Here is a 25,543-nt window from a genome sequence, read left to right as displayed (position 1 = left end):
AGTGGGGTCGGGGCGATCGCGCCCGGGCCGGAACGCTGGGGCATGTGCGGCCGCCTCACCGCCTGGCCGCTGTGACCGGCGCGCCTCCGCTCGGCTGATCTCGCCACGCGCCGGCGTCAGACCACGCCGGCGCGCTGCGCGAGCCCCTGCACGAAGGCGGCCTGGCCGGCGTGCTGCCAGTCGTCGCCGAGCACCGAGATCAGCCGCACGCCGAGCGTCACGGGCGGGTCCCACGAGGTGTCGACGACGCGGTCGAGGTCCTCGCCGCTGAGGCCCTGCACATACGCCACGGTCGCGTCGTGCACGGCGTCGTGATAGCCGAGCAGCAGCTCGGGCGCCGCCACGACCGAGGCGACCTCGGCGCTCGTGTGGCCGTAGCCCGTCGACTCGCGCGGCAGCGGCAGGGCGAAGCGATCGGCCCACCCGTCGAACCACACCTCGCCGGTGCCGGCGACGTCGGCCACCTGCGCGTCCTGGCCGCGGCTCAGGTGCCAGACGAGCCAGGCGATGGTGTTCGCCTCGGGGTCGGCGCGGTAGCCGAGCAGCTCGGCGCTCGCCCCCTCGACGACCCGGTGGACGATGCCGCGGATGCGGCCGAATGCGTCGATCAACAGCTCGCGTTGTTCCATACCCCCACGCTAGGCGGGGCGGATGCCTCAGGCCAGGGCCGTGGCCAGGAAGCCGTTCACCTTCTCCCATGCGTCGTTCGCGGCATCCGCGTTGTACGCATGCGTGTTCGTGTCGTTGAAGAACGCGTGCCCGGCGCCGGGGTACACGGTCGCCTCGAAGTCGACGCCCGCTTCCGACATGCGCTGCTCGACCTCGGGAAGGCCCGAGATCAGGCGCTCATCCTGCTCGCCGTAGAAGGCGCGCACCGGGCACGCGAATCCGTCGTACTCGGTCGCCTGCGGCGGCGCGCCATAGAACGGGGCGGCGGCCCGCACCCGATCGTCGGCCGCGGCGAGCGCGAAGGAGTAGGTGCCGCCGAAGCAGAAGCCCGTCACCGCGATGCGGCCGGCAATCGCGGGCTGCGCCTCGAGCCAGTCGACCACCTTCTTCAGCGCGCCCACGGCCCACGCACCGTACTCGGGCTGGTTGAGCGGCGCCATCTTCTCGCGCATGAGGGGCTGCACCCGCGTGCGCTCCTCTTCATCGGCGCTCTCGCGCAGGCGCTCGAGCTCGCCGCCGACCTCGGGCGTGATGCCCGCGTGGCTCAGAATGTCGGGGGCGACGACGATGTAGCCCTGCGCCGCGAAGCGGTCCGCGACGTCCTTGATGTGGTCGACGAGCCCCCAGATCTCCTCGATGACGATGAGGCCGCCCTTCACCTCGCCCGCGGGGTGTGTGACGTACCCGGTGAAGTCGCCGAATTCGATGGTGTGCCCGTGTAGTTCGCTCATGCTAACTATCCTCGCCCGATTCCAGATGGATTTCCTATGCCGCGGCGCCGACGTCCTTGGCTGCGCCGGTCGCGCCGCCCCGCCGCCTCAGCCGCGCTCGAGCGCCTGGAGGACGTCCGCGACGAGGTCGTCGACGCTCTCGATCCCGACCGACAGCCGCACGATGCTCTCGGGTACGGCGAGGGGCGTTCCCTTCACCGAGGCGTGGGTCATCTCGCTCGGGTAGCCGATGAGCGACTCGACCCCGCCGAGCGACTCGGCGAGCTGGAACACGCGGGTCGATTCCGCGAAGCGACGTGCGGATTCCTCACCGCCGGCGAGCGCGACGGAGAGCATCCCCCCGAAGCCCGACATCTGCCGCGCCGCCAGCTCGTGCCCCGGGTGCGAGGCGAGCCCCGGGTGGTACACCCGCTCGACGCGCGGGTGCCCGTCGAGCGCCTCGGCCACCGCCTGCGCGTTCGCCGAGTGCTGCCGCATCCGCAGCTCGAGGGTCTTGATGCCGCGGGTCGTGAGGAAGGCGTCGAGCGGGGCCGAGACCGCGCCGACGGCGAACTGCTGGAAGGTGATCGCCTGCAGCAGCTCGTCGCGCCCTGGTGCCACGACGACGGCGCCGCCGATCACGTCGGAGTGGCCGCCGAGGTACTTCGTGGTCGAGTGCACGACGATGTCGGCGCCGAGCGAGATCGGCTGCTGCAGCGCAGGGCTTGCGAAGGTGTTGTCCACCACGGCGAGCGCGCCGGCCGCCCGTGCGAGCTCGGCCAGCTGGGCGATGTCGCTGATCTTCATGAGCGGGTTGCTCGGCGTCTCGACCCACAGCAGCCGGGTGTTCTCCACGGCGAGCGCGGCGCGCACGGCATCCGCATCGCCCAGGTCGACGGTCGAGAGGCGCACGCCCCACGCGCCGTAGATCCGGCTGATCAGCCGGTGCGTTCCGCCGTACGCGTCGCCGCCGAGCACGACATGGTCGCCGGGGGCGAGCGTCGCGCGCAGCACCGCGTCCTCCGCGGCGAGCCCCGACGAGAACGAGAGCGCCCCTGCGCCGCCCTCGAGCGCGGCGAGCTGCGTCTGCAGCACGTCGCGGGTCGGGTTGCCGGCGCGGCCGTACTCGTAGCCGCCCCGCAGGCCGCCGATGCCGTCCTGCACGAACGTCGACGTGAGGTACACGGGCGGGATGATCGCACCGGTCGTCGGGTCGAACTCCTGCCCCGCGTGAATGGCCCTGGTGGCGAATCCGTCAGTCATGCTCTCTCTTTCTCTCCCGTTGGTCGAGTAGCGCGAAGCGCGTATCGAGACCCTCTGCTTCACTCCCGCTGGTCGAGTAGCGCGAAGCGCGTATCGAGACCCTTCGTTCACGTGCTCAAGAACCTCAGCAGATCCGCGCGCGTCAGCACCGTCACAGGCGCACCGCCGTCGGTGATGAGCAGGGCGGATGTCTCGCCCAGCCGCGCCCGCGCGGTCGCGACCGACTCGCTGATGCCGATCAGCGGCAGTGGCTCGGCGACCACCTTCGCCACCTCGTCGCCGAGCGCCGCCGCGCCGGTGAACACCTGCTCGAGCAGCGTGGCCTCGTCGAGCGCGCCGACGACCTCGCCGAGCACGACGGGCGGCTCGGCCGACAGCACGGGCAGCTGCGAGACACCGTAGGTGCCCATGATCTCGATCGCGTCGTGCACGGTGTCCTGCGGGTGCGCGTGCACGAGCGCGGGCAGCTCGCCGGATTTGCTCGCGACGATGTCGCGCACGGTCTGACCTGCGGCCGGCTCGCTGAACCCGTACGAGCGCATCCACCCGTCGTTGAAGATCTTGCCGAGATAGCCGCGCCCGCCGTCGGGAAGCAGCACGACCACGACGTCGTCGGGGCCGAGGGATGCCGCGACCCGGAGCGCTGCGACCACCGCCATGCCGCTCGAGCCGCCGACGAGCAGCGCCTCCTCGCGCGCGAGGCGGCGGGTCATCTCGAAGGCCTCCCGGTCGGAGACCGCGATCACCTCGTCCGGAACGCTCGGGTCGTAGGCCGGCGGCCAGATGTCCTCGCCGACCCCCTCGACGAGATACGGCCGGCCGGTGCCGCCGGAGTAGACCGAGCCGACCGGGTCGGCGCCGACGATGCGCACGCGGCCGCCCGAGACCTCCTTGAGGTAGCGCCCGGTGCCGGTGATCGTGCCGCCGGTGCCGACGCCCGCCACGAAGTGGGTCACCGCGCCGTCGGTGTCGCGCCAGATCTCGGGGCCGGTCGACTCGTAGTGGCTCCTCGGCCCGTTCGGGTTCGCATACTGGTTGGGCTTGAAGGCGCCGGGGATGTCCCGGGCCAGCCGATCGCTGACGGAGTAGTACGAGTCGGGGTCGTCGGCGGCGACGGACGTGGGGGTGACGACCACCTCAGCACCGTAGGCGGTGAGCACCGCCCGCTTGTCCTCGCCGACCTTGTCGGGCAGCACGAACACGCAGCGATACCCCCGCTGCTGCGCGACGAGCGCGAGCCCGACGCCCGTGTTGCCGCTCGTCGGCTCGACGATCGTGCCGCCCGGCTTCAAGAGCCCGTCGCGCTCGGCCGCGTCGATGATCCGCTCCGCGATGCGGTCCTTCGCCGATCCGCCCGGGTTGAGGTACTCGACCTTGGCGAGGACGGTGGCCCGGACCCCTGCGGTCACCTTCGTGAGGCGGACGAGCGGGGTGTTCCCGATGACGTCGACGATGCTGTTCGCGATGCGCACGGCCGTCAGCCTAGGTCGCGCCGCCGACGACCGGCCACGGTGTTACGACCGGGGCGCCGATCGGCACCGCGCGGGCGCCGTTCGTAAACTTGCCGCATGCCCCTGTCCGAGCTGTCGAGCACCGTGCAGGACTACCTGAAGGTGATCTGGAGCGCCACGGAGTGGGCGCCGGGCCCCGTCACGGTGACGCGGCTCGCCGAGCGCATGGGGGTGCGCAAGGCGACCGTCAGCGACGCGGTGCGCCGCCTGGTCGACGCCGGGCTGCTCGCCCACGAGCCGTACGGCGGGGTCGAGCTCACCGAGCTCGGCCGCGGGCACGCGCTCGGCATGGTGCGCAGGCACCGCCTCATCGAGACCTTCCTGGTCGACATGCTCGGCTACGGGTGGGACGAGGTGCACGACGAGGCCGAGAACCTCGAGCACGCCGTCTCCGACACGCTGGTGGACCGCATCGACGCCCTCCTCGGCCACCCGACACGCGACCCCCATGGCGACCCCATCCCCACGCGCGACGGCCTGCCGCATCTGCCCGATGCGATCCTGCTGGCGGATGCCCCGGCCGGCGTCCCTCTCACGGTGGAGCGCATCTCCGACTCCGATCCGGCGCTGCTGCGCGCGCTCGCCGCGCGCGGCATCCGCCCGGGCACGGTGCTCATCAAGCCGGCCGACTTCACGGCAGAGGAAGCCGCCGCGATCTGGGTATCCGCAGCTCCGGCGGTCGAGTAGGTCGGATTCCGTTGGTCGAGTAGGTCGCTCTGCGACCGCACCCCGTTGGTCGAGTAGGTCGCTCTGCGACCGTATCGAGACCAGCCCCTCTCCTCAGCGAACGACCACGAGCACGATCAGCACCACGTTCAGCAGCACGATCGCCCCCGCGACCACCGCAGCGATGACGCGTGTGGCGGGGGCATCCGCCTGCTCCCCCATCACGGCGCGCGACCCGGTCAGCCTGATCAGCGGAATGATCGCGAAGGGAATGCCGACCGACAGCACGACCTGGCTGACGACGAGCGCCCAGGTCGGGTCGACGCCGAGGGCCAGCACGACGAGTGCCGGCACGAGGGTGACGGCGCGCCGCGCGAGCAGCGGAATGCGCACGCGCAGCAGGGCGCCCATCACGACCGCGCCCGCGTAGGACCCGACCGACGACGACGCGAACCCTGAGGCGAGCAGGCCGATGGCGAAGACGACGCCGACCGCCGCGCCCAGCGCGTGGGTGATCGCGGCGTATGCGCCTGGGATGGTGTCGGTTCCGGCCACGCCGCGCAGGGCGTTCGCGGCGAGCACGAGCATCGCGATGTTCACGATGCCGGCGATGGCGAGCGCCGAGACGACGTCGACCCGGTTGGCGGCCAGCAGAGCGCGGCGGTGCTTCTGCGACTTGTCGGTGCGGTGGCGGTCTCGCGACAGCGAGGAGTGCAGGTAGACGGCATGCGGCATGACGGTCGCGCCCAGCATCGACGCGGCGAGCACGACCGTGTCGCTGCCCTGGAAGCGCGGGATCAGCCCGCGGGCGAAGCCGCCCCAGTCCATGGGGGCGATGACGGCGCCGGCGACGAAGCCGACCGCGATGACCGCGAGCAGCGCCATGATGGCGAACTCGAAGCGGCGCTGGCCGCGGTTCTGCAGGGCGAGCAGACCGATCGACGCGGCGCCGACGATCACCCCGCCGACGACGAGCGGCAGCCCGAACAGCAGCTGCAGCGCGATCGCCCCGCCGAGGATCTCGGCGAGATCGGTCGCCGCCGAGACCACCTCCGCCTGCGCCCAGAACGCGAGCCGTGCCGGCCGGTTCAGCCGGTCGGCGAGCAGCTCTGGCAGGTTCTTGCCGGTGACGATGCCGAGCTTCGCCGAGAGGTACTGCACGAGCATCGCCGCGGCGTTCGCGAGCACGAGCACCCACAGCAGCAGGAAGCCGTAGCGCGCGCCGGCCGTGAGGTTCGCGGCGACGTTGCCGGGGTCGACGTAGGCGATCGAGGCGACGAACGCGGGGCCGAGCAGCGCGAGGCGGCGCCACCAGCCGCGGCGCGCAGCGCGCGCAGGGCGAGCGGATGCCTCGTCCGCGGCATCCGTGCCGATCGCCATGCGCGCCCCCTCACAAAAGTTAGACGAGTCTAACTCTTGCGCGGGTCGACTCGGCGAAACCGAATCGAGGCACCCGCCCTCACGCCGCCTGCACCTGCTGCGTGTACAGCCGCGCGTAGACGCCGCCCTGCGCCAGCAGCTCCGGGTGCGTCCCGCTCTCGACGACGCGGCCGCCGTCGATCACGAAGATCACGTCGGCCCCGACGATCGTCGAGAGCCGGTGGGCGATCGCGATCGTCGTGCGCCCGCTGGTCGCCGAGTCCAGCGCCTGCTGCACCACGCGCTCCGACACCGAGTCGAGCGCGCTCGTCGCCTCGTCGAGGATGAGCACCTCGGGGTCCTTCAGCAGCACTCGCGCGATCGCGATGCGCTGCTTCTCGCCGCCCGAGAGGCGGTAGCCGCGCTCGCCCACGAGCGTGCCGTACCCGTCGGGGAACGACACGATCGTGTCGTGGATGTTCGCCGCCCGGCACGCCGCCTCGAGCTCGGCGTCCGTCGCCCCCGGACGGGCGTAGCGCAGGTTCTCGGCGATCGAGGCGTGGAACAGATAGGTCTCCTGGCTCACGACGCCGATGTGCGACACGAGCGATTCGCCGCGCAGCTCGCGCACGTCGCGTCCGCCGAACCGCACGATTCCGGCGGATGCCTCGTAGAAGCGGGGAATCAGATACGAGACCGTCGTCTTCCCCGCTCCCGACGGCCCGACGAACGCCGCGAACCGCCCCGGCTCGATGCGGAACGACACGTCGTCGAGCGTCGCCCGCTCCCCCTCGCGCGCGTCCGGGTAGCGGAAGGTCACGTGCTCGAACTCGACCCCGATGGGGCGCCGCGGCGGCCGCTCGCCGTCGGCGCACTCCTCTTCCGCTGCCGTCACGCTCGAGGCATCCGCTCGATCGGCGATCGCCGGCTTCAGGTCGAGGTACTCGAAAATGCGCGCGAAGAGCGCCGCCGAGGTCTGCAGATCGAGCGCGACGCGCAGCAGTCCGAGCAGCGGGAACAGCAGCCGCGCCTGGACGGTCGTGAACGCGACGATGGTGCCGGCCGTGACACCCGGCGCGCCGCCCGCGAGCAGCCAGCCCGCGACGAGATAGACGATCGCCGGAATCGACGACAGGAACACCTGCACCATCGCGAAGAACCACTGTCCGCTCATCGCCTGGCGGACCTGCAGGCCGATCTGCGTCTCGTTCTCGTCGGTGTAGCGCGCGATCTCGCTCTTCTGCCGGTTGAACGACTTCGCGAGCAGGATGCCGGAGACCGACAGCGTCTCCTGCGTGATGGCGGTCAGCTCGGAAAGGCTCTCCTGCGTCGCCCCCGCGATGCGGGCGCGCACCTGGCCGACCCGCCGCTGGGCGATGACGAGGAAGGGCATCAGCACGACGGCGACGAGTGTGAGCTGCCAATTCAGCAGCACCATCGCGACGAAGGCGGCGATCACCTGCACCGTGTTCCCGAGCACGCTCGAGACGGTGTTCGTGAGAACGCTCGCGACCCCGCCGACGTCGTTCTGGAGCCGCGATTGGATGACCCCTGTCTTCGTCCGGGTGAAGAAGCTCAGCTCCATCGCCTGCAGGTGCGCGAACAGCCGCACGCGCAGCGCGCCCATGACACGGTTGCCGACGGTGGCCGTGAGCCACGTCTGCCACACGCCGATGAGCCCGGAGGCGACGAACAGCACGACCATGGCGACGACGAGCGTCACGAGCACCGGCACGTCGACGCGGCCGGATGCCGGGAAGAGGCCGTCGTCGAACACCCGCTGGGTGAGCAGCGGCGGCACCACGCTCAGCGCGGCCGAGACGAGCACCAGCACGGCGGTGAGCACGAGGCGGCCGCGGTACGGCGCGAACAGCTCGCCGATCCGGCGCAGCAGGTGCTCGACCCGGGGTGCCTCGGCATTCAATCGCCGCTGCGTCTCGAAGTCGGCGGCGCCGATCCGGCCGCCGCGGCCGCGGCCGACACCTGTCCCGCTCACCACTAGAGGCTATGTGCCCGACGACCCGGTCGCGTAGCCCGCGCCGCGGCCGCGCCACGGCCCAGGCGCGCATGCAAGCGCTTGCAGCCCTATCGCACTTCGGTTAGCTTTCCTTATCAGCCCCCTTGGCGGGGGCCATGCATCACAAGCTCAATGAGGAGTGTCATGAAGGCATCACGTCGACCCCTGCTCGTCGCAGGGTTCGCAGTCATCGCAGCGACAGCGCTGACGCTGTCCGGCTGCTCGGGCAACGGCGGAAGCAGCAGCAGCTCCGGCGGCAACGACCGCGGCCCGATCACCTACGTGCAGGGCAAGGACAACAACAACCTGATCCGCCCGATCATCGCGGAGTGGAACTCGGCTCACCCGAAAGAGAAGGTCACCTTCAAGGAGCAGTCCGACCAGGCCGATCAACAGCACGACGATCTCGTGCAGCACTTCCAGGCGAAGGACTCCGGGTACGACGTCGTGGCCGTCGACGTGATCTGGACGGCGGAGTTCGCCGCGAAGGGCTGGCTTCAGCCGCTGAAGGGCGACTACAAGCTCGACACCTCGAAGATGCTGCCGGCGACCGTGAAGGCGGGCACCTACGGCGGCACGCTCTACACCGCCCCGTGGGTCACCGACGGCGGCCTGCTCTACTACCGCACCGATCTCGTCAAGACCCCGCCAACCACGTGGGACGAGATGATGAAGGACTGCTCGATCGCGAAGGCGCACAACATCGGCTGCTACGCCGGCCAGTACGCCGACTACGAGGGCCTCACGGTGAACGTCGCAGAGGCGATCAACTCGGCGGGCGGCACGATCGTCGGCGACGACGGCAAGACGCCGACGCTCGACACCCCCGAGGCCAAGAAGGGCCTGCAGACGCTGGTCGACGCCTTCAAGGACGGGAACATCCCGCAGGAGGCGCTGACCTACCAGGAGGAGGAGGGCCGGCAGGCCTTCGAGGCGGGCAAGCTGCTGTTCCACCGCAACTGGCCGTACATCTACTCGCTCGCGTCGACCGACGGCAGCTCGAAGGTCAAGGGCAAGTTCGCCGTCGCGCCGCTGCCCGGCATCGACGGCGCCGGCGCGTCGAGCCTCGGCGGGCACAACATCGCGGTGAGCGCCTACTCGAAGCACAAGGCGACGGCGGTCGACTTCATCAAGTTCATGGAGACCGAGAAGATCCAGCGCGAGGCCGTCACCAAGGCATCCAACGCCCCGGCTCTCGCGTCGCTCTACAGCGACCCGGCCCTGAACAAGCAGCTGCCCTACCTGAGCACGCTGAAGAAGTCGCTCGACACCGCCGTGCCGCGCCCGGTCAGCCCCTTCTACCCTGCGATCACGAAGGCCATCGAGGACGACTCCTTCGCCGCGCTGAAGGGCACGGACTCGGTCGACCAGGCGCTGAGCAACATGCAGAAGGCCATCAAGACCGCGGGCTCGGGCAGCTAGGCGCCCATGTCCGCCACCGTCTCGGGGGCGACGCGCGGTTCGAGCGCGTCGCCCCGCGGCCCGAGGCAGGAGCGCGGCGGCCTGCAGCGCGCCCAGCGCGTGCGCAGCCGCAACGCCCTGCTTCTCATCCTTCCGACGCTGGTGCTCCTCGCGGTCGTGATCGGCTACCCGATCGTGAGCGCGATCATCACCTCGTTCCAGAAGGACGCGGGGCTCGACCCCGCAACCGGATTCTTCGTCCAGGGCGGCTTCGCAGGGTTCAGCAACTTCACCCATTGGCTGCTGCAGCGCTGCCCCACGGGTGACGGCGGCACGACCGCGTGCCCGTCGGGGAACCTCGGCGCGCAGTTCTGGTCGGCGACGTTCACGACCTTCTTCTTCACCGTCACCACGGTGGTGCTCGAGACCGTGATCGGGTTCTGGATGGCGATCATCATGAACCGCGCCTTCGCCGGCCGCTCGCTCGTGCGCACCGCGATCCTCGTGCCGTGGGCGATCCCGACGGCGGTCACCGCGAAGCTCTGGTACTTCATCTTCTCCGTGGCGGGCATCGTGAACGCGATCTTCGCCACGAAGATCCTGTGGACGAGCGACGACTGGCCATCGCGCATCGCGATCATCATCATCGACGTCTGGAAGACCACGCCGTTCATGGCGCTGCTGATCCTCGCGGGCCTGCAGCTCATCCCCGGTGAGATCTACGAGGCCGCGCGGGTCGACGGTGCATCCACCTGGAAGACGTTCTGGACCGTCACCCTGCCGCTCGTGCGCCCCGCGCTGCTCGTCGCCGTGCTGTTCCGCATCCTCGACGCGCTGCGCATGTACGACCTGCCGGCGATCTTCGGCGGCGGCAATGCGACCGCGACCTGGTCGGTGCTGGTGGTGGAGCAGATGAGGCAGGGGCCCAATGCGGCATCCGCCCTCTCGACGATCGTGTTCGTGTTCATCTTCGTGATCGCGTTCGTCTTCGTGCGGTTCCTCGGCGCCAACGTCGTGCAGACGACGCAGGCCCAGCAGAAGGGGGAGCTCAAGTGACCACCACAGCGACTCGAATCGGCGCAGGCGCCCGCAGCGACGCCGAGCAGCGCGTCGACGTCAATCGCGCGGCGGCGTCGCGGCGCCGCTGGGCGAGTGTGCGCACCTGGGTCCAGGCGGCGATCATCGTCATCTGGTGCCTCTTGCCGTTCTACTGGATGGTGGTCACGTCGTTCCGCGACGTCGGCTACACCTTCGACACGGCGTTCTGGCCCACGCACGTCACGTTCGACAACTATGTGACCGCGCTGTCGACGCACTGGGGCAACCACCTCGGCCGGGCGCTCTTGAACAGCCTGATCATCGGCGTCTCGGTCACGGTCGTCTCGCTCGTGATCGGCGTCTTCGCGTCCTATGCGCTCGCGCGCGTCGAGTTCCGCTTCAAAGGCATCGTGCTCGGCGTGATCATGGGCGCCTCGATGTTCCCCGGAGTGGCGCTGCTGACTCCGCTCTTCCAGCTGTTCACCAACATCGGCTGGATGGGCACGTACCAGGCGCTGATCATCCCGGAGATCTCGTTCGCGTTGCCGCTGACCGTCTACACGCTCACCTCCTTCCTGAGGGAGATGCCGTGGGATCTGGAGGAGGCGGCGCGCATCGACGGCTGCACCTCGGCGCAGGCGTTCCGCAAGGTGATCCTGCCGCTGGCGGCGCCCGCCGTCTTCACGACGGCGATCCTCGCCTTCATCGCCTCCTGGAACGAGTTCCTCATCTCGAGCCAGCTGTCGAGCGACGCCACCCAGCCGGTCACGGTCGCGATCGCGTCCTTCACCGGCAGCCTGCCCCACCAGGTGCCGTACACCGCGATCATGGCGGCGGGCACCATCGTCACGGTCCCCCTCGTCGTGCTGGTCCTCATCCTCCAGCGCCGCATCGTCGCGGGCCTCACCGCCGGTGGCGTGAAGGGCTGACCATGCTGAATTGGAAACCGATCGAGTTGGTCGACATCGCGCTGGGGATCTTCGGGTTCTTCGCCGTCGCGTTCCTCGTGATCACCGGGGTCAGCGAGCTCACCGGCGCGCCCGCGCTCGGCTGGGCACTGGCCCTGCTCGGGTTCGTCGTGGTCGTCGCGCTCCTGATCGCGCTGAGGCGGCGCATGCTCGCCGCCGAGGCCCGAGGCGGCGCGCCGGTGTCGACCGCCTGGGGTGGCTCGCTTGACGAGTATCGACGACGTCGCCAGGGCTAGCGGGGTCTCCACCGCCACGGTCTCGCGCGCGCTGAGGGGGCTGCCCAACGTCTCCCCCGCGACGCGCGAGACCGTGCTGGCCACCGCCGAGCAGCTCGGCTACGTCGTCTCCTCAAGCGCGTCGGGGCTCGCGACGGGTCGCACGCTCGCCATGGGCGTCGTCGTGCCGAACGTCAGCCGATGGTTCTACGCGACGGTACTCGAGGGCATCGACGCCGCACTGCGACGAGTCGGCTACGACACGATCCTGTTCAACCTGGGCCTCAGGGGCGAGGACCGCGAGCGGGTCTTCCACCGCTCGATTCTGCGCAAGCGCACCGACGCGGTGATCGCCCTGTGTCTCGACTTCACGCCCGCCGAACGCGAGCAGCTCGCCTCGCTCGGCCACCCCACGATCGTCGTCGGCGGCCCCGTCCCGGGTCTTCGGCACCTCGGGGTGGACGAGCTCGCCGTGGCCCGCGCGGCGACCGCTCATCTGATCGCCCTCGGCCACCGGCAGATCGGCCACCTCGCCGGCATCCCGGAGCCGGGCCTCAACAAGCGCGTGCCGCAGCGGCGCCGGCGCGGCTACGAGCTGGCGCTCTCTTCGGCAGGGCTGTCCGCCCGGCCGGAGTGGATCGAGCCGAGCGACTTCCAGATCTCGGGGGCGCGCGAGGCGGCACTGCGGCTGCTGCGGCGCGAGCCGCGGCCGACCGCGCTTTTCGCCGCCTCCGACGAGATGGCGATCGGCGCGATACTCGCCGCCCGCGAGCTCGGTCTCGACGTCCCGCGCGAGCTCTCCGTCATCGGAATCGACAACCACGCGCTCGCCGAGACCTTCGGCCTCACGACGATCGCTCAGGACGCCTTCGGGCAGGGGCGCCTCGCCGCCGAGCTCATGCTCGACGAGCTGGCAGGGGCACCGCCTCGGGTGGGGCAGCTGCACGTGCCGGCAACGCTCATCGAGCGGGCGACGACCGCCCCGCCTGCGTCCCGCACGCCGGTCGAGTAGGTCGCTCAGCGGCCGTATCCGCCGGGCCGAGTAGCGCGTCTCGGGGCCAGACCCTGCTCGCGAGAGCGCCCCTAGTCTGCGTCGCCGACGCCGATCGCCTCGGCGACCTCCTCGCGGTGCTCCTCCGTGCCATCTGCGCGCCCCAGCCACCGGCGGCCGACGACCACGATGAGCGTCGCGACGACGAGAACGATGACGCCGTACCAGAACGGCGCGGCCGTCGTGCCGAAGTGCCCGGCCAGCGTCGAGGCGAGCGGCGGCGCAATGGCGCCACCGACGAAGCGCACACCCGAGTACGCGCTCGAGGCGACCGGCCGCGGCAGGTCGGTGGCCTCCATCGAGCACTCGGTGAGGACCGTGTTCAGGATGCCGAGGAAGAGACCGCCGACGATCACGAGGATCACAAGGGCCACGACGCTCGTGTGCAGCAGCGCCGCGAGCAGCAGCACCACGGCGAGCAGCGGGATGACGATGACCAGCACCGTCGTCCGACGCATCCGCGCCGTCAGCATCGGCGCCACGAACACCGAGGTCACCGCAACGGCGACGCCCCAGCCGAAGAAGATGTAGCCGAGCTGCATGGCGCTCGCGACGCCGATGGCCTGCAGCGCGAAGGGTGTCCAGGCGAGCAGCACGAAGAAGCCCATGTTGTAGAACAGCGCGGTCGCGGCCATGATCGCGAGCGCAGGCCGACCCAGGCCCTTGAACGGCGCGGACAGCGGCGTCGGGGTCGGCTTCACCTGCGGCCCGCGCAGCATGGTGACGATCGCGATGAACCCGATGGCCATCAGTGCGGCGGTTCCGAAGAACGGTCCACGCCACGAGATCTCGCCGAGCAGGCCGCCCACGAGCGGGCCGACGGCGAGACCGAGGCCGAGCGCCGCCTCGTAGAGGATGATCGCGTTCGCCGCTCCGCCCGCGGCCGCGCCGACGATCGAAGCGAGCGCCGTCGAGATGAACAGCGCGTTCCCGAGGCCCCAGCCGGCCCGCAGCCCGATGATCTGCCCGACCGTCCCGCTCGCGCCGGCGAGGGCGGCGAACACGACGATGAGCGCGAGGCCGATGAGCAGCGTGCGCTTGGCGCCGATGCGGCTCGACAGCCAGCTTGTGAAGAACATCATCACGCCCGTGATCAGCAGGTACGTGGTGAACAGCATCTCGGTCTGCGTGGCGGTCGCGTGCGTCGCCTCGGCGATCGCAGGCAGGATCGGGTCGACGAGCCCGATGCCCATGAACGACACCACGCAGGCGAAGGCGATCGCCCACACGGCGAGCGGCTGTTTGAGAATCGATCCGGATGCCTGTTCGTGCGCCATCTAGGACGCCACCTCCTGGGGTTCGGCGGGCTCGAGGCCCGCGATGTGCGTGTCAAGCAGGGTGACGGTGCGCCGCAGGGCGTCGAGGTCGCCCTCGCTGATGTCGGCGAAGTACGGCAGCAGCACGGATGCCAGCCCGGCGCGCCATTCGGCGAGGGCCGTCACTCCGGCCGCGCTGATGTCGATCTTCGATGCCCGGGCATCGTCGGCATCGGCGACCCGCTCGACCCAGCCCCGCTCGACGAGCCCTGCGACGAGCTTCGTCATGGTGGGCTGCGCCACCTGGCTGGCATCGGCGAGTGCGCCGACGCGCAGCGGCCCGCGCCGCTGCAGCACGCCGAGCGTGCGCCAGCTGGCGAGAGAGTCGACCGACCCGTTCTCGCGGGCGATGCGGCGGATCGCCTGCACCAAGCGGGAGTTCACCTGCACGAGCTCACTCAATGCGTCACGCAGGGCATCGGCATCCGTCACGGCATCAAGTTTACATAGCTTCACTATCTAATACAACATGCGAAAGGGGCGCCGTACCGTGGTGCGACGCCCCTTGCAGACCGGCAGAGCCGGCGGGACTTACTTGAGGGTGACGGAAGCGCCGACCTCTTCGAGAGCGGCCTTCGCCTTGTCGGCGGTCTCCTTGTTGGCGCCCTCGAGGACGGCCTTCGGAGCGCCGTCGACGACGGCCTTCGCCTCACCCAGGCCGAGCGAGGTGAGCTCGCGGACGACCTTGATGACCTGGATCTTCTTGTCGCCAGCGGCCTCGAGGATGACGTCGAAGGAGTCCTTCTCCTCAGCCTCTTCAGCAGCAGCACCGGCACCGCCGGCGGCACCAGCAGCGGCGACCGCGACCGGAGCCGCGGCGGTGACCTCGAAGGTCTCCTCGAATGCCTTGACGAAGTCGTTCAGCTCGATGAGCGTGAGCTCCTTGAACGCGTCAAGCAGTTCCTCGGTGGAAAGCTTTGCCATTGTTTCTTCTCCTTGTTGAATGTGTACTCACCGCTGTCGTGGCACCCGTCGCCCGCTGGCCGAGTAGCACGCGAAGCGCGCGTATCGAGACCCTCGAGCGTCAGGGAACTTACGCAGCGGACTCCTGCTTCTCACGCAGCGCGTCGACGGTGCGAACAGCCTTCGACAGCGGTGCGTTGAACAGATAGGCGGCTCCGAACAGCGAGGCCTTGAAGGCGCCTGCCAGCTTGGCCAGCAGAACCTCACGGCTCTCGAGGTCGGCGAGCTTGCCAACCTCTTCCGCGGTCAGCGGCTTGCCATCGAAATAGCCGCCCTTGACCACGAGGAGAGGGTTTGCCTTGGCAAAGTCGCGCAGACCCTTCGCAACGGCGACGGGGTCACCGTGAACGAACGCGATCGCAGACGGGCCGGCGAGCTCGTCGTCGAACGCCGTGATACCGGCGTTGTTCGCTGCGATCTTGGACAGCGTGTTCTTCACCACGGCGTACGACGCGTCAGTGCTGATGGAGCGGCGCAGTTCGCGCAGCTTCGCAACAGACAGACCGCGGTACTCGGTCAGCAGAACGGCGGTCGAGCTCTGGAACAACTCCGTGAGCTCGGCAACCGCGGCTTCCTTGTTCGCCATGGCCACTCCTTATGAACGATTCACCCGAGACGGATGCCTCGAGCCGCCGCAGCCCGCAAGGAGAAGTACAAAGAAAAAAGCTCCGGCGCAGGGCACGGAGCTTGGCGATCGATCGATCTTCAAAATCGTGAACCTGCGCGGGTCGCCTCTTTCGAGGACCTTGGTCCGGCATTCCCTTGCGGGCACGCCGGAAACCTGCGGTCTTTGGCTTTCGACAATCGTAACACAGCTCCGCCGGTCGACTCGGCGCAGCCGAATGGAGACCTACACGTGCTCCCGCCAGGAATGCTTCGGGTCGTACCCGAGCAGCCGCCGTGCCTTCTCGATCGACAGCAACGTGTCGTTCACGCCGACCTCTCCTCGCACCTCGACGCCCGGGAACACCTCGGCCACGAGCTCGGCATTCGGCCGGGTCATCACGGTGTCGGGCGAGGCGATCACGAAGCGCTCGAACCCCGGAGTCGAGTACTCGAGCGCCTTGAGCACGGCCTGGGCGCCATCGCGTGCGTCGATGTAGCCCCACAGGTTCCACTTGCGCAGGTTCGCGTCGGCGTCGAACGATGGGAACTCGGCGTAATCCTCGACGTTCATCACGTTCGAGAACCGCAGGGCCACGATCTTGAGGTCGGGGTACCAGCGGGCGAGCTGCTCGGCCTGCTTCTCCTCGAGCAGCTTGTTCAGCGAATAGACGGACTCGGGCAGCTCGACCTTTTCGTCGAGGGGGATGTACGGCGGCGGGGTGATGAAGGGCAGGCCCAGGATCGTCTCGCTGGACGCGAAGACGATGTTGCGGATGCCGAGCCGGGTGGCGGCATGGAACACGTTGAACGTGACGAGAGCGTTGTTGCGGAACGTCTCGGCGTCGCTCACGATGCCCGGCGCAGGAATGGCCGCGAGGTTCACGACGGCGTCATAGTCCGTCGCGCCTTGGGGGTACGCGCCGTCGCGCACCCCGGAGAGCGCGGAGACGACGGCGCCGTAGTCGGTGAGGTCGACCCGCAGGAATCCGGGCCCGCGCTGCCCTGCGAGGTCGAGATTGGTGACCTCGTGACCCGCGTCGCGCAAGTAGGAGAGGACATTCGCGCCGAGCTTTCCGGACCCACCGGTCAGGGCGATCTTCATTGACTGCTCCGTCTCATCGAATCGATACGACCGCCCTCAGCCTATCGGCCGCGGGTCGACTCGGCGCAGCCCCACCCGCGGGTCGACTCGGCGCAGCCGAATGGAGGCCCCTCACTCCCCCGCGAGCGGCAGCCGCACCGTGAACACGGTCCGCCCCGGTTCGCTCTCGACGGCGATCGAGCCGCCCTGGGCATCCACGACGGCCTTCACGATCGCGAGTCCGAGCCCGGTCGAGCCGGTGTTGCGCGAACGCGAGCTGTCTCCGCGCGCGAAGCGCTCGAACAGCACGGGCTGCAGCTCGGGCTGGATCCCCGGCCCGTCGTCGGCGACGCTGACCTCGGCGAAGCCGTCGTGGGCTCGCATGCCGAGCGTCACGGTCGTGCCGGCCGGCGTGTGCACGCGTGCGTTGGTGAGCAGGTTCGCGAACACCTGATGCAGCCGGGTCCGATCCCCGACGATCTCGACGGGCTCCCCCGGCACGTCCAGCGACCAGTGGTGGTCGGGCCCCGCCGCGTGCGCGTCGGAGAGCAGGTCGATGAGCAGCATCGAAAGGTCGACGGGGTCGCGATCGAGCTCGCGGCCCTCGTCGAGCCGCGCCAGCAGCAGCAGATCCTCGACCATCGTCGTCATGCGCGTCGCCTCGGACTCGATCCGGCCGATCGAGTGCTGCACATCGGGCGGGATCACCTCGCCCGAGCGCCGCGTGAGCTCCGAGTAGCCGCGGATCGAGGCGAGCGGCGTGCGCAGCTCGTGCGAGGCATCGGAGATGAACTGCCTCACCTTGCGCTCGCTCGCTTCGCGCGCAGAGAGAGCGGATGCCACGTGCCCCAGCATCGCGTTGAAGGCGCTGCCCACACGGCCGACCTCGGTGCGCGGGTCCGTGTCCTCATCCGCCACCCGCACGCGCAGAGCGACCTCGCCCCGGTCGAGCGGCAGAGTCGACACGGTGGTCGCCGCGTGGGCGACCCTGTCGAGGGGGCGCAACGACAACCGCACGATCAGCAGGCCGATCCCGGCTGCGAAGAGCGACGCCGCGATCGTGGCGAAGAGCATGGTGAGGGTGAGGTGCTCGGTGGTGGCCTGCGCTTCGGCGAGCGGCAGGCCGATCACCAGGTTCTGGCCGTCCGGCAGATCCTCCGCAGCGACGCGGTATTCACCGAGGTTGCCGCCCAGGTCGACCGAGGTCGGAGTCCCGTCCTTCGGAAGCGAGAGCATCTTGCTGACGAAGTCTGCGTCCGCGACGGCCTTGTGCGCACCACCCTCCGACCCGGTGGGCTGGTAGTAGCTGCTCGTGACGTGGCTGCCCTGCAGCAGAGCGGCGAAGGTTCCGCCCGGCTGCCCGGTGTAGGTGACGATCGTGTCGGCGCCGACGCTCTGGCCATGCAGGTAGCTCTGCACCGCGATGGTGATGCCGCGCTCACTCGCATACTGCAGCTGCACGTCGACGCGGTCGATCAGGTAGTTGTGCAGCAGCGTCACGCTCACCGAGCCGATCGCCACGCCCAGCACGGCGACCAGCGCCACCACCGCGGCGACGAGCTTGCGGCGCAGCGTCCATGAGCGGAACGGATGGCGCAGCCGGCCGGCCACTCGACGCAGCAGCATGCCCGCGTCGAGGGTCCGGCCATCCGCCCCGGTGCTCATCGGCACCGAGGCTACCGGCCTGGGTGCCGACTGCGTCATCGTGCGCCCGGGGTCACTCCGCGGCCTTGACCATGTATCCGGCACCGCGCACGGTGTGGATCATCGGCTTGCGGCCCGCGTCGATCTTCTTGCGCAGGTAGGAGATGTAGAGCTCGACGACGCTCGAGGTACCGCCGAAGTCGTACGACCAGACCCGGTCGAGGATCTGCGCCTTGGACAGCACGCGACGCGGGTTGCGCATGAGGTAGCGCAACAGCTCGAATTCGGTCGCCGTCAGGCTGATCTGCTCGCCCCCGCGAGTCACCTCGTAGCTGTCCTCGTCGAGCACGAGGTCGCCGACCACGATGCGCGGGTCGCTTGTGTCGGCGATGAGGGCGCGGGAGCGGCGCAGCAGACTGCGCAGGCGGGCGACGAGCTCCTCGAGGCTGAACGGCTTGGTGACGTAGTCGTCGCCGCCGGCGGTGAGGCCGGCGATGCGGTCGTCGAGCGAGTCCTTCGCCGTGAGGAAGAGCACCGGCGTCTCACTGCCCGTCTCCCGGATCCGGCGCATGACCTGCAGCCCGTCGAAGTCGGGAAGCATGATGTCGAGCACGACCGCGTCCGGCTTGAAGTCACGCGCGACGGTGACGGCCTGGTGACCGGTCGACGCGCTCTTCACCTCCCAGCCCTCGTAGCGGAGGGCCATCTGCAGCAGGTCGGTCAGCGTGTTCTCGTCGTCGACGACGAGCACTCGGATCGGCGAGCCATCGGCGTGGTGAAGGGGTGCCTGCGCGGTGCGCGAATCGGACAGGTCGATGCTCATTCTGCCGATTATGCGCGCATCCTTTCGAGCGGCCTATGCCGAACTTATGGCTTGCCTGTGAACTACAGCTGGCCGATCTCCTGCAGCACGGCCCTGATCGCGTCCCCGCTGCGGTGGAATGCCTCGTGCTCCGTGCTGTCCATCGGCACGCGCAGCACGCGCTGCACGCCGCCTGCCCCGAGCACGCACGGCACCGACAGTGCGATCCCATCGACGCCCTCGTAGTCGCGCAGCACCGTGCTGACCGGCGTCACCATGTGCTCATCGCGCAGGATCGCCTCGACGAGGCGCACCCCGGCGAGCCCGATGGCGTAGTTCGTCGCGCCCTTGCCCGCGATGATCGAGTAGGCCGACAGCACGGCCTGGTTCGCCAGCTCGGCCATCTTCGCGTCGTCGAAGATCTTGGCGCCGCTCTCGTCCGCCCAGCCACGGATCGGCGAGCCGCCGATCGTCGCGTTGGACCAGAGCGGGAACGCGCTGTCGCCGTGCTCGCCGAGGATCATCGCGTGCACGTCGCGCGGCGCCACCCCGGCCGTCTCGGCCACGAGCCAGCGCAGTCGTGACGAGTCGAGCGTCGTGCCCGAGCCGATCACCTGCCCGCGCCGCAGCCCGGCGACATCCGCCGCCACCTCGGTGAGCACGTCGACGGGGTTCGTGACGAGCAGATAGACGGCATCCGGCGAGATCTTGACGAGGCGTGGCATGAGGTCGCGGATGATCTCGGCATTGGTGTTCACCAGGTCGAGCCGGCTCTGCCCGGGCTGCTGGGCGGCGCCGGCCGTGATCACGATCACGTCCGACGCGGCGAGGACCCCGAGCTCGCCGCCACCCGTGACTCTGGTGCGATGCGCGAACGGGGTGCCGTGGGCCAGGTCGAGGACCTGCGCCTCGGCGCGCGCCGAATTGATGTCGTAGATCGCGACCTCGTCCGCCGCACCGCGGATGAGGGCCGCATAGGCGAGTGAGGTTCCGACCGCACCCGCGCCGATGATGCCGAGCTTCGTGGTTCGCACGTTGGCCATGACGCCATCATTCCGTTCGGCCGGTCCCGGCGTCTATGGGCCCCGCCCAGCTTCGCCCGCAGCGCGGGCATTAAGCTACTGACTCGGTCAGAGCTGACCGGGGGAAGGCGGAGCATGACGGCTGAGCAGGTTGTCGACACGGCAGAGCAGCACGCGGCGACGCACGGGGGCATCCCCGAGCCGGCCGAGGTGGTGCCCGGGGTCTGGACGCTGCCGACCGAGTTCCCGAGCAAGGGCCAGCCGCTGCTGTACACGCTGAGCTATGTCCTGGCGGATGCCTCGGGCGGAGTCCACCTGATCGACCCGGGCGTCGACACCGATGCGAACTGGCAGCGCCTCGAGAGGCAGCTCTCCATGATCGGCCGCTCGGTCTCCGACATCCGCACCATCGTCGTCACCCACCTGCATTTCGACCACCTCGGCATGGGCGCGCGCGTGCGCGCGGCCTCCGGCGCCGAGGTGGTGCTGCACCGGCTCGAGCAGGCCGCGATCGACGGCGAGTTCGGCGGGGCCGACGCCGAGCGGTTCGACCGCTGGGGTGTGCCGCACGCCCGCCGCGACGAGCTCGCCCGCGTCACCGAGGAGCGCTTCTCGAAGGCGCGCATCACCGCCGACCGCCTCGTCGAGGGCGGCGCGCAGATCGCGCTCGGCGACATCCGGCTCGACGTGATCTGGACGCCCGGCCACACCTACGGCAGCATCTGCCTGCGCGACGCCGAGCGGAAGCTGCTGTTCACCGGCGACCACGTCCTGCCGCTGCTGAACCCGGGGCTTGGGCTTGGCGGCCCGACTCCGAGCAACCCCATCAGCGACTACCTCGACGCGCTCGACCGCGTTGCCGACCTCGATGACCACCAGGTGTGCCCCGGGCACGGCTACCGCTTCTTCGGGCTGCGCGCACGGTGCGAGAAGCTCGCCGCCCATCACGCTCGGCGCACGGCAGAAGTCGCCGGCGTGCTCGACCGGCTCGATCACCCGTCCGTGTGGGAGGTCGCGTCGCAGCTGTACTGGAGTCTCGGGTGGGAGAACCTGTCCCACTACCTGCTCGATTCCGCTCTGGCACAGGTCGAGATGCACATCGACCGGCTCGGCCGCACGGCCGAGACCGAGCGCGCGGCATAGCCCGCCCGGCCCTGCCGCGGGTCGACTCGGCGCAGCCGAATGGAGACCGCGAACGCGGGTCGACTCGGCGCAGCCGAATGGAGACCCTTGACTAGAACCGCAGCGTCGAGATCTCGTCGATCTTGGCGTCGTCGAGGCGGATGCCGAAGCCGGGCCGGCTCGGAAGCTCGAACGATCCGCCGACCGGCACCGGCGGCTCGAGCTCGAAGTGGTGCCGGTTCGGGATGTGGCGCCCCAGATACTCGACCTTCGGGCACAGCGCAGGCGACTGGCTGGCGACGACGTGAAGCGCCGAGTGGATGCCATGGCCGTGCGGAATCACGGGAACGCCGAAGACCTCGGCGACCGCACAGATCCGCAGGAGCTCTGTGACGCCTCCGCACCACTCCGGGTCGCATTGCGCGACAGCGAGCACCCCCTCCGTGAGATAGGGCAGCAGCTCCTGCCTGTCGTAGATGTGCTCGCCGGCGCTGATCGGAATGCGGGTACTGCGCGCCAGCGCGGCGAAGGCAGGGAACTGGTTCTGGCCGAACGGCTCCTCGAGCCACGTGGGGTCGAGGTCCTCGACGCGCTCGGCCCACGCGCGGGCATACGCAAGATCCCAGCCGCGATATGCGTCGAACATCATCGGCTCGTCAGGCCCGATGGTCTCGCGCACGGCTTCGGCGAGCGCGACATTGCGCCGCAGCCCGGCGGCGCCATCGGCCGGGCCGTCGCCGAAGAACCACTTCTGCCCCGCGAAGCCCTCCTCCTTCGCGGCCGCGGCCAGAGCGCGCACCTCGTCGAGGTCGAGCGAAGCGCCGAGAGTGCTCAGGTAGGCGGGCACGCGCTCACGGGCCGCTCCGCCCAGCAGCTGCCAGACCGGCGCCCCGAAGACGCGGCCGCGCAGATCCCAGAGCGCGTTGTCGATGGCACTGAGCGCCATCTTGTAATGACCGTGCCGCCCGTGGCGCTCCAGTCGCTCGAGCAGATCCCAGTGCGCGTTTCCGGCCAGCGCGTCCTCGCCGATGAGCTCAGGTGCGATCTTCTCGCTGATCAGCCAGGTGACGTCGGCGTCGATCGGTCCGTAGAAGCCCTCCGCGCCGGCATCCGTTCCGATCCTGAGATAGTGCGCGACCATCTCGCCGCCGTTCCAGGGGGCGGCGGGCGTCCGAAACGGCGGCCGCCTGCTGTCGTAGAACGACTCGGCCCGCACCTGACGCTGCGTGTCGCCCTGCGGCGGCGCCGGCGCGGCTCCCCGCACGAGCTGGACTTCGATCGAGGCGATGCGGATGCTGCGCACTGCGCTGTGCTCGCGGCTGAGTGGCTCCATGCCGCCAGTCTGCCCCGCGCGACCCGGCTTTGCGGGAGGGCGTATCGTGCAGGGGTGAGCTGCGCGACGATGCGACGTCCTCGCCGGCGCACCGAGCTACCTCAGGGAGACACGTGACTTCGACCGAACAGAGCAACGGCACCGCACTCGAGCAGCGCCGCGCCGCCCGCGAGGCGAACCGCGTCGACGGTGAGAACGCCCGGTCGTGGCAGCTCGTCTCCGCCCTGCGAGACGAGCTCTTCGACCGCGCCATGCTCGGTCGCGCCGACCAGATCGTCCTGGATCTCGAGGACGCGATCGATGCGTCGCTGAAGGACGCGGCCCGCGACAAGGTCGTCGACTGGCTGAGCTCGGGCGGCAGCGCGTGGGTGCGCATCAACGACTGGACCACGGTGGACTGGAGCGACGACCTCGCCGCACTCGCCGGCGTTCCCGGCCTCAAGGGCGTCATGCTCGCGAAGACCGAGGCCGCCGAGCAGGTGACCGACACCTTCCAGCGGCTCGGCGGCCAGACGCCCGTCGTCACCCTGATCGAGTCCGCGCTCGGCATCGAGGATGCCGCGGACATCGCGCGTGCCAGGGGCGCCTACCGCCTCGCCTTCGGGTCGGGGGACTACCGCCGCGACACCGGCGCGTCGAACACCCCACTCGCGATGGCATACCCGCGCACACGGCTCGTCCTCGCCAGCCGCATCGGCGGCCTGCCGGGCCCCATCGACGGCCCGACGGTCGCGAGCACGCACCCGGTGCTGCGCGAGCAGGCGGCCGACGCCGTGGCGCTCGGCATGACGGGCAAGCTGTGCCTCGACCATGAGCAGCCGGCCGTCATCAACGAGTCGATGAGCCCGTCGCCGGCCGACGTGGCGTGGGCGCTCGACTTCCTCGCCGAGTTCGAGGCCGACGGGCGCGTCATCCGTGACGGCTCCGACAAGCCGCGTCTCGCGCGGGCCGAGACGATCAAGCGCCGGGCCGACCTCTTCAAGATCGCGCCCGCGAGCTGAGTCCTACACGTCCGAGTACGTCACATAGGCGAACGCCGAGGAATCCGGCGCCCAGCTGCCCACGTTCATCGCCCCCTGCCCGCCGAACACGGTGACGAGGTCTCGCCCCGTGCCGCCGGCGGGCGTCGTCAGCCTGATGCGCACGTCGGCGATGTTCTCGGGGTGCCCCTCGGTCCCCGGCGGGTAGCTCACGTAGGCGAGATGCCTCCCGTCGGGCGACGGGTGAGGGAACCAGTTCACGCGCTCGTCGTCGGTCAGCCGGGTGACGGATGCCCCGTCCGGCCGCATTCGGAAGAGCTGCGCATGCCCGGCGGCGCCCCCGGCCCGCTCGGAATTGAAGTAGACCCACTCGGCGCCGTCCGGCCCCGGGCCGAACTCGGCGCCGTCATCCTGGAATCCGTCGTCCGTGAGCTGCACCTCGTCGCCCCCGTCGAGCGGCAGCAGGTAGACGTTGGTGACGCGCCGGTCGCCCTCCCATGACAGCCCGATGTAGGCGAGGGTCGAGCCGTCGCGCGAGACGCCGTGCAGGTAGTGATGGAAGTCACCGCGATCGTGCGACACCTGGCGCGGCCCGCTGCCGTCGAGCGGAACGGCGTAGAGGTGCCCGTCCTGCGCCGAGACATAGACCGTGTCGCCGTCGGGCGAGAGCACGTGGTCGTTGTTGATCTCGGGGATCCCCCCGAGATCGATCTCGGTCAGCACCGCGCTCGGGGGCGTCGCCGAAGCCGGCACCCAGAACAGTCGGCCGTCGCCGTTGACGACGAGCGCCGCCCCGTCGGGGGTCCAGTTCGGCGCCTCGAAGAGCAGCCGATCCGAGCTCAGCACCTCCCGTGCGGCATCCGCCTCGATGTCGTACACCCACAGCGTGGCAGACTGACCGGGCGCGAATCCCCTGGCCATCAGAGCTCGACCCACTCGGCGCGCTCGGCGGCGGCCATGACGGCCTCGGTCACCCGCACCGCGCGCAGCCCGTCCTCGAACCGCGGCAGCCCGTCGGGCCGCGCCCCGCCGATCGCGGCATAGCTGTCGGCGACGAACGCGTTGAATGCGTCCTGGTAGCCCTGCGGGTGCCCGGCGGGCGTCGTCACGAGGCGCGCCGCGTCAGCGGCGAGCTGCTCGGCGTCACGCGGAACCAGCAGAGAGCCGGCTCGGCGGCCGACCCACAGCGTCTCGGGCTGCTCCTGATCGAACACGACGGACTCCGCCGCGCCGCCGATCTCGATGTGCAGGCGGTTCTTCCGCCCCGGTGCGAGCTGGGAGACGAGGAGCGTTCCGATCGCACCGCCCTCGGTCTCGAGAACGACGGCCACGGCGTCCTCTGTCTCGATGCGCGCGTGCTCGGCACGGCTCTCGATGAAGGTCCGCTTCGACGCAGCCACGCGTGCGACGCGCTCCCCCGTCACGAACTCGATCAGGTCGACCAGGTGCGAGCCGATGTCGGCGAAGGCGCGCGAGCGGCCGCCCGCTGCGGCATCCACGCGCCAGTTGTCGTCGTCGGCCGACAGCAGCCAGTCCTGCAGATACGCGCCCTGGATGGTGAGCACGCGCCCCGTCTCACCGGCCGCCACGCGTGCGCGCGCCTCCCTCACAAGCGGGTGGAAGCGGTACACGAACGGCACGGTCGCGGTGCGGGCGGCGGATGCCTCGACCAGCCGCTCCGCATCCGAGAGACTCGTTGCGAGGGGCTTCTCGCACACGACGTGCTTCCCCGCGGCGAGCGCGGCCGCGGCCTGCTGCGCATGCAGCGCGTTCGGCGTCGTCACGTGCACCACGTCGACCGCGGGG

The 25,543-nt window shown here is 70.0% G+C and carries 25 protein-coding genes; 8 read left to right on the top strand and 17 right to left on the bottom strand.

All coding sequences use genetic code 11. From position 1 onward, the window contains the following. Positions 1-116: 116 nt before the first annotated feature. From ACM2XV_RS02545 to ACM2XV_RS02530, 4 genes are all read right to left on the bottom strand, one after another. Positions 117-629, bottom strand: a complete 513-nt coding sequence (locus ACM2XV_RS02545; RefSeq protein WP_344778560.1) for a mycothiol transferase — start codon at positions 627-629, stop codon at positions 117-119. A 27-nt stretch (positions 630-656) separates the two neighbouring features. Next, a complete protein-coding gene (locus ACM2XV_RS02540) occupies positions 657-1,400 on the bottom strand; it encodes a dienelactone hydrolase family protein (protein WP_487025861.1) in 744 nt (247 codons plus the stop codon). A gap of 87 nt (positions 1,401-1,487) precedes the next feature. Then, positions 1,488-2,642 carry a cystathionine gamma-synthase gene (locus ACM2XV_RS02535; protein ID WP_487025860.1) on the bottom strand — a complete coding sequence of 385 codons (1,155 nt, stop codon included), beginning with the start codon at positions 2,640-2,642 and terminating at the stop codon, positions 1,488-1,490. A 107-nt stretch (positions 2,643-2,749) separates the two neighbouring features. Next, positions 2,750-4,114: a cystathionine beta-synthase gene (locus tag ACM2XV_RS02530; RefSeq protein ID WP_487025859.1), complete on the bottom strand. Its 1,365-nt coding sequence runs from the start codon at positions 4,112-4,114 to the stop codon at positions 2,750-2,752. Between the two features lie 96 nt (positions 4,115-4,210). Between ACM2XV_RS02530 and ACM2XV_RS02525 the strand changes: the two genes are divergently transcribed. Next, positions 4,211-4,840 (top strand): metal-dependent transcriptional regulator, encoded by a 630-nt coding sequence (locus ACM2XV_RS02525; RefSeq protein ID WP_487025858.1) that lies wholly within the window; start codon positions 4,211-4,213, stop codon positions 4,838-4,840. A 93-nt stretch (positions 4,841-4,933) separates the two neighbouring features. On the opposite strand, the gene ACM2XV_RS02520 is transcribed toward ACM2XV_RS02525, so the two are convergent. Next, positions 4,934-6,199, bottom strand: a complete 1,266-nt coding sequence (locus ACM2XV_RS02520) for an Nramp family divalent metal transporter (protein WP_487025857.1) — start codon at positions 6,197-6,199, stop codon at positions 4,934-4,936. Positions 6,200-6,278: 79 nt separating this feature from the next. Further along, on the bottom strand, positions 6,279-8,174 hold the full coding sequence (locus ACM2XV_RS02515) for an ABC transporter ATP-binding protein (RefSeq protein ID WP_487025856.1): 1,896 nt from the start codon (positions 8,172-8,174) through the stop codon (positions 6,279-6,281). 165 nt (positions 8,175-8,339) lie between these two features. Here ACM2XV_RS02515 and ACM2XV_RS02510 point away from each other — a divergent pair, with 165 nt between their 5' ends. Genes ACM2XV_RS02510 through ACM2XV_RS02490 form a run of 5 tightly spaced genes read left to right on the top strand, consistent with a single transcriptional unit; the run spans position 8,340 to position 12,829 of the window. Beyond that, positions 8,340-9,617 carry an ABC transporter substrate-binding protein gene (locus ACM2XV_RS02510; protein ID WP_344778574.1) on the top strand — a complete coding sequence of 426 codons (1,278 nt, stop codon included), beginning with the start codon at positions 8,340-8,342 and terminating at the stop codon, positions 9,615-9,617. A gap of 6 nt (positions 9,618-9,623) precedes the next feature. After that, complete coding sequence (locus ACM2XV_RS02505) at positions 9,624-10,652, top strand: carbohydrate ABC transporter permease (protein ID WP_344778576.1); 1,029 nt, start codon at positions 9,624-9,626, stop codon at positions 10,650-10,652. A gap of 17 nt (positions 10,653-10,669) precedes the next feature. Then, positions 10,670-11,563: a carbohydrate ABC transporter permease gene (locus ACM2XV_RS02500; RefSeq protein ID WP_487025862.1), complete on the top strand. Its 894-nt coding sequence runs from the start codon at positions 10,670-10,672 to the stop codon at positions 11,561-11,563. Between the two features lie 2 nt (positions 11,564-11,565). Then, a complete protein-coding gene (locus ACM2XV_RS02495; protein ID WP_487025855.1) occupies positions 11,566-11,838 on the top strand; it encodes a hypothetical protein in 273 nt (90 codons plus the stop codon). Beyond that, a complete protein-coding gene (locus ACM2XV_RS02490) occupies positions 11,807-12,829 on the top strand; it encodes a LacI family DNA-binding transcriptional regulator (RefSeq protein WP_487025854.1) in 1,023 nt (340 codons plus the stop codon). Before ACM2XV_RS02495 ends, ACM2XV_RS02490 begins: the two co-directional genes overlap by 32 nt. Before the next feature lie 71 nt (positions 12,830-12,900). Here ACM2XV_RS02490 and ACM2XV_RS02485 read toward each other — a convergent pair whose 3' ends face one another. The 8 genes from ACM2XV_RS02485 to ACM2XV_RS02450 form a co-directional block, all read right to left on the bottom strand. After that, positions 12,901-14,145, bottom strand: coding sequence for an MFS transporter (locus ACM2XV_RS02485; protein WP_487025853.1), 1,245 nt, complete (start codon positions 14,143-14,145; stop codon positions 12,901-12,903). After that, on the bottom strand, positions 14,146-14,616 hold the full coding sequence (locus ACM2XV_RS02480) for a MarR family winged helix-turn-helix transcriptional regulator (RefSeq protein WP_344778584.1): 471 nt from the start codon (positions 14,614-14,616) through the stop codon (positions 14,146-14,148). A gap of 99 nt (positions 14,617-14,715) precedes the next feature. Continuing rightward, complete coding sequence (gene rplL / locus ACM2XV_RS02475) at positions 14,716-15,108, bottom strand: 50S ribosomal protein L7/L12 (protein WP_344778586.1); 393 nt, start codon at positions 15,106-15,108, stop codon at positions 14,716-14,718. Positions 15,109-15,217: 109 nt separating this feature from the next. After that, complete coding sequence (rplJ, locus tag ACM2XV_RS02470) at positions 15,218-15,733, bottom strand: 50S ribosomal protein L10 (RefSeq protein ID WP_487025852.1); 516 nt, start codon at positions 15,731-15,733, stop codon at positions 15,218-15,220. A 264-nt stretch (positions 15,734-15,997) separates the two neighbouring features. Continuing rightward, positions 15,998-16,855: an NAD-dependent epimerase/dehydratase family protein gene (locus ACM2XV_RS02465; RefSeq protein ID WP_487025851.1), complete on the bottom strand. Its 858-nt coding sequence runs from the start codon at positions 16,853-16,855 to the stop codon at positions 15,998-16,000. A 111-nt stretch (positions 16,856-16,966) separates the two neighbouring features. Further along, positions 16,967-18,499: a sensor histidine kinase gene (locus tag ACM2XV_RS02460; RefSeq protein WP_487025850.1), complete on the bottom strand. Its 1,533-nt coding sequence runs from the start codon at positions 18,497-18,499 to the stop codon at positions 16,967-16,969. 52 nt (positions 18,500-18,551) lie between these two features. Continuing rightward, positions 18,552-19,301, bottom strand: a complete 750-nt coding sequence (locus tag ACM2XV_RS02455; protein WP_344778594.1) for a response regulator transcription factor — start codon at positions 19,299-19,301, stop codon at positions 18,552-18,554. A 62-nt stretch (positions 19,302-19,363) separates the two neighbouring features. After that, positions 19,364-20,323: an L-lactate dehydrogenase gene (locus tag ACM2XV_RS02450; protein ID WP_487025849.1), complete on the bottom strand. Its 960-nt coding sequence runs from the start codon at positions 20,321-20,323 to the stop codon at positions 19,364-19,366. Positions 20,324-20,437: 114 nt separating this feature from the next. Here ACM2XV_RS02450 and ACM2XV_RS02445 point away from each other — a divergent pair, with 114 nt between their 5' ends. Then, positions 20,438-21,445: an MBL fold metallo-hydrolase gene (locus ACM2XV_RS02445; protein ID WP_487025848.1), complete on the top strand. Its 1,008-nt coding sequence runs from the start codon at positions 20,438-20,440 to the stop codon at positions 21,443-21,445. A gap of 91 nt (positions 21,446-21,536) precedes the next feature. Here ACM2XV_RS02445 and ACM2XV_RS02440 read toward each other — a convergent pair whose 3' ends face one another. Then, positions 21,537-22,757 carry an enolase C-terminal domain-like protein gene (locus tag ACM2XV_RS02440; RefSeq protein WP_487025847.1) on the bottom strand — a complete coding sequence of 407 codons (1,221 nt, stop codon included), beginning with the start codon at positions 22,755-22,757 and terminating at the stop codon, positions 21,537-21,539. A 113-nt stretch (positions 22,758-22,870) separates the two neighbouring features. Between ACM2XV_RS02440 and ACM2XV_RS02435 the strand changes: the two genes are divergently transcribed. After that, positions 22,871-23,758, top strand: a complete 888-nt coding sequence (locus ACM2XV_RS02435; protein ID WP_344778602.1) for an HpcH/HpaI aldolase/citrate lyase family protein — start codon at positions 22,871-22,873, stop codon at positions 23,756-23,758. 3 nt (positions 23,759-23,761) lie between these two features. Here ACM2XV_RS02435 and ACM2XV_RS02430 read toward each other — a convergent pair whose 3' ends face one another. Together ACM2XV_RS02430 and ACM2XV_RS02425 are read right to left on the bottom strand one after the other, a co-directional pair. After that, complete coding sequence (locus ACM2XV_RS02430; protein WP_487025846.1) at positions 23,762-24,658, bottom strand: TolB family protein; 897 nt, start codon at positions 24,656-24,658, stop codon at positions 23,762-23,764. Then, positions 24,658-25,543: Gfo/Idh/MocA family protein (locus ACM2XV_RS02425; RefSeq protein WP_487025845.1), on the bottom strand; the 886-nt coding region annotated here is incomplete at its 5' end. The genes ACM2XV_RS02425 and ACM2XV_RS02430, both read right to left, overlap by 1 nt.

Source organism: Gryllotalpicola sp. CP2-P1, from assembly GCF_057512245.1.
Note: the sequence above shows the minus strand (reverse complement) of the source record. Positions and strands in the feature narration are given on the sequence as shown.